The sequence below is a fragment of the Pseudolysinimonas sp. genome (assembly GCF_044239695.1).
Classification (GTDB): Bacteria; Actinomycetota; Actinomycetes; order Actinomycetales; family Microbacteriaceae; genus Pseudolysinimonas_A.
Window position 1 is genome coordinate 1 of sequence record NZ_JBIIAW010000173.1, and the last position, 3,681, is coordinate 3,681.

The window sequence follows — 3,681 nt, forward strand, 5'->3', positions numbered from 1 at the left end:
CCCCTCACGGCCCGGACGGGGCGACGGCCGTGTCATGAGCGGATTCTCGCGCGGCTAAACTGACCGGCGGGCCGCTCGCCCGATCTCTCATCCCACCCAGGAGCACCACCGTGAGCCTCATCGTGCAGAAGTTCGGCGGATCGAGTGTCGCCGACGCGGAGAGCATCAAGCGGGTGGCGAAGCGCATCGTCGAGACGCGCAAGGCCGGCAACGACGTCGTCGTCGCGGTGTCGGCGATGGGCGACACCACCGACGAGCTGATCGACCTCGCGCACGAGGTGACCCCCATCCCGGATCCGCGCGAGATGGACATGCTGCTCACCACCGGTGAACGAATCTCGATGGCGCTGCTGGCGATGGCGATCAAGAGCATGGGCTACGACGCCCGCTCCTACACCGGCAGTCAGGCCGGCATGATCACCGACGACCGGCACGGTTCGGCGCGCATCGTGGATGTCACGCCCGGACGGGTGCGTGAAGCCCTCGACGCGGGCGCGATCGCGATCGTCGCCGGCTTCCAGGGGTTCAACCGCGACAGCAAGGACATCACCACGCTCGGTCGCGGCGGGTCCGACACGACCGCGGTCGCGCTCGCCGCCGCGCTCGGCGCCGACGTCTGCGAGATCTATACGGATGTCGACGGCGTCTTCACGGCCGACCCCCGCGTCGTGCCGAAGGCCCACAAGATCGACCGCGTGACGAGCGAGGAGATGCTCGAGCTCGCGGCAGCCGGCGCGAAGGTGCTCTACATCCGCGCCGTCGAGTACGCGCGGCGCCACGGGGTGACGCTGCACGTGCGGTCGTCGTTCAACAACAACGAAGGCACCTGGGTGCTGCCGCTCGACGAACGCGTCGACGAGAAGAAGGAAGGCGATCGCGTGGAAGAGCCGATCATCACCGGCGTCGCCGGCGACCTCAACGAGGCGAAGGTCACCGTCGTGGGCGTCCCCGACGTGCCCGGCAAGGCTGCCGAGATCTTCACGATCGTCGCCAAGACCGGCGCCAACATCGACATGATCGTGCAGAACGTCTCGGCCGCGGCGACCGGACTCACCGACATCTCGTTCACCCTCCCGAAGGGCGACGGAGAGAAGGTGATGACGGCGCTCACCGCCGAGAAGGAGACCGGCGGCTTCGAGTCGCTGCAGTACGACGACCAGATCGGCAAGCTCGCCGTCGTCGGTGCCGGCATGCGCACCTCGGCCGGTGTCTCCGCGCAGCTGTTCACCGCCCTCTCCGACGCCGGGATCAACATCGAGATGATCTCCACCTCCGAGATCCGCATCTCGGTCGTCACCCGCGCCGACCAGCTCCAGCACGCGATGCGCGTGGTGCACGAGGCCTTCGGGCTGGACGCCGAGGAGATCGCCATCGTGCACGGCGGCACCGGCCGCTAGAGCGACTGGCGGGATGTCGACATCCCCCGACGGTCCCGAAGCGGCGTCGACCCCGGCCCGAGCCGTAAACTCTTTGCTTATGAGCAGCAACGGGATCCGTCTGGGCGTCGTCGGCGCCACCGGTCAGGTCGGCGCGGTCGTGCGCCGCCTCCTCGAAGAGCGGGACTTCCCGATCGCCGAGATCCGCTTCTTCGCCTCCGCCCGCAGCGCGGGCTCGACGCTCCCGTTCCGCGGTGAGGACGTCGTCGTCGAGAACGCCGAGACCGCCGACCCCACGGGTCTCGACGTCGCGATCTTCTCGGCCGGCGCGACGATGTCGAAGGTGCAGGCCCCGCGCTTCGCGGCGGCGGGGGTGCTCGTCATCGACAACTCGAGCGCTTGGCGCATGGACCCCGACGTGCCCCTCATCGTGAGCGAGGTGAACCCGCACGCCCTCGACGAGGTGAGGAAGGGGATCGTCGCCAACCCGAACTGCACGACGATGGCGGCGATGCCGGTGCTGAAGGTGCTCGACGCCGAGGCCGGCCTCGAGCGACTCATCGTGTCGACCTACCAGGCCGTCTCGGGCGCCGGACTCGCCGGCGGCGAGGAGCTCGCCGAGCAGGCCCGCGCCGCGACTTCCCAGGATCTGCTGGCGCTGGTGCATGACGGCTCCGCGGTGGACCTCCCGGCCGCGGTGAAGTTCCCGAAGAGCATCGCCTTCAACGTCGTGCCGCTCGCCGGCTCGATCGTCGACGACGGACTCGGTGAGAGCGACGAGGAGAAGAAGCTCCGCAACGAGAGCCGCAAGATCCTCGAGCTCCCCGACCTCCTGGTCAGCGGAACCTGCGTGCGCGTCCCGGTCTTCACCGGCCACTCGCTGAGCATCAACGCCGAGTTCGCCCGCCCGCTGAGCCCCGAGCGGGCGTCGGAACTGCTGAGCACCGCCGCGGGCGTGCAGCTCATGGACGTGCCGACCCCGCTCGACGCCGCTGGCGCCGACCCGAGTCTCGTCGGGCGCATCCGTACCGACCAGAGCGCGCCCGAGGGTCGGGGCCTCAGCCTCTTCATCTCGAACGACAACCTGCGCAAGGGCGCCGCCCTCAACGCGGTGCAGATCGCCGAGCTCGTCGCCGCGCGCCTGGTCTCCGGGGCTCCGGCGGTCGCCTGACCCATCCGATCGCCCCGGTGCGACGAATCCCTGTCATGAGGCGGGGAGGCATCGCACTGTTTGCGCTCGGAGCGATGCTTCTCTCCGCCTGTTCGTCTCCGGACGCCGATGACGTGCTGGTCGACCCGGATGCTCCCGTGGTCGCCTTCTACGGCGACTCGTACGCGCTCGGCACGGGCGCCTCCGACCTCGCAAACCGCTGGTCGACGGTGATCTGCGCCGACCGCGGCTGGACCGAGTTCAATCCGAGCGTCAACGGGCTCGGGTTCGTGAACAATCGCGCGTCCCAGAACCTGCCGGAGCAGATCGTCGCGCAGGATCCCGACCTCGTGTTCGTGACGATGGGACTCAACGACAACTTCTCGTACGTGCGCGCCGGCACCGGCATCCGCGACCGGATCGCCGCCGACTTCGCGTACCTGACGAGCGAACTGCCGGATGCCCGCGTCATCGTCGTCGAGCCGTTCTGGTACACCGACGCCCGCCCCGAGTCGGTGCAGATCATCATCGACTGGGTGCGGGAGGCCGCCGACGCGATCGGCGCCGACTGGATCCCGGGCGCCTCGCGCTGGATCGAGGGCCACCCCGAGTGGATGGCGACGGACGGCCTGCATCCCAACGACGCCGGGTACGCCGAGATGGCCCGCCGGATGGATGCCGAGCTCGCGCAGCTCGGCCTGTGAACGCTCGGTAGACTCGCAGAGTGACTGAACCCTACGACGTCGCCCTCATCGGCGGCGGGGTCATGAGCGCCACCCTCGGAACCCTGCTCCAGCAACTCGAACCCACGTGGAAGATCGCGATCTTCGAGCGCCTCGGCGACGTCGCGCGCGAGAGCTCCGACCCGTGGAACAACGCCGGCACCGGCCACGCCGCGCTGTGCGAACTCAACTACACGCCCGAGCGGCCTGACGGCTCGATCGACATCGCCAACGCGGTGAAGGTCAACGAGCAGTTCCAGGTGTCGCGGCAGTTCTGGTCGTACCTGGTCTCCGCGGGGCTGCTGCCCGAGCCGTCGGCGTTCATCAGCCCGGTTCCGCACATGAGCTTCGTCTGGGGTGCCGACAACGTCGCCTTCCTCAAGAAGCGCTTCGACGCACTCAAGGACCACCCGCTGTTCGCGGGTCTCGAGTA

The 3,681-nt window shown here is 68.9% G+C and carries 4 protein-coding genes; all 4 read left to right on the top strand.

The annotated features are described in order from the left end of the window. Positions 1 to 110 precede the first annotated feature (110 nt). Entirely contained in the window at positions 111 to 1,397 is a 1,287-nt protein-coding gene (locus ACILQS_RS15950) for an aspartate kinase (protein WP_395641111.1), read from the top strand. Between the two features lie 79 nt (positions 1,398 to 1,476). Next, positions 1,477 to 2,547, top strand: a complete 1,071-nt coding sequence (locus ACILQS_RS15955) for an aspartate-semialdehyde dehydrogenase (RefSeq protein WP_395641112.1) — start codon at positions 1,477 to 1,479, stop codon at positions 2,545 to 2,547. Positions 2,548 to 2,621: 74 nt separating this feature from the next. Continuing rightward, positions 2,622 to 3,230 (top strand): SGNH/GDSL hydrolase family protein, encoded by a 609-nt coding sequence (locus ACILQS_RS15960; protein WP_395641113.1) that lies wholly within the window; start codon positions 2,622 to 2,624, stop codon positions 3,228 to 3,230. A 62-nt stretch (positions 3,231 to 3,292) separates the two neighbouring features. Then, positions 3,293 to 3,681 (top strand): malate:quinone oxidoreductase (locus ACILQS_RS15965; protein WP_395641114.1); only part of this gene is annotated, 389 nt, incomplete at its 3' end.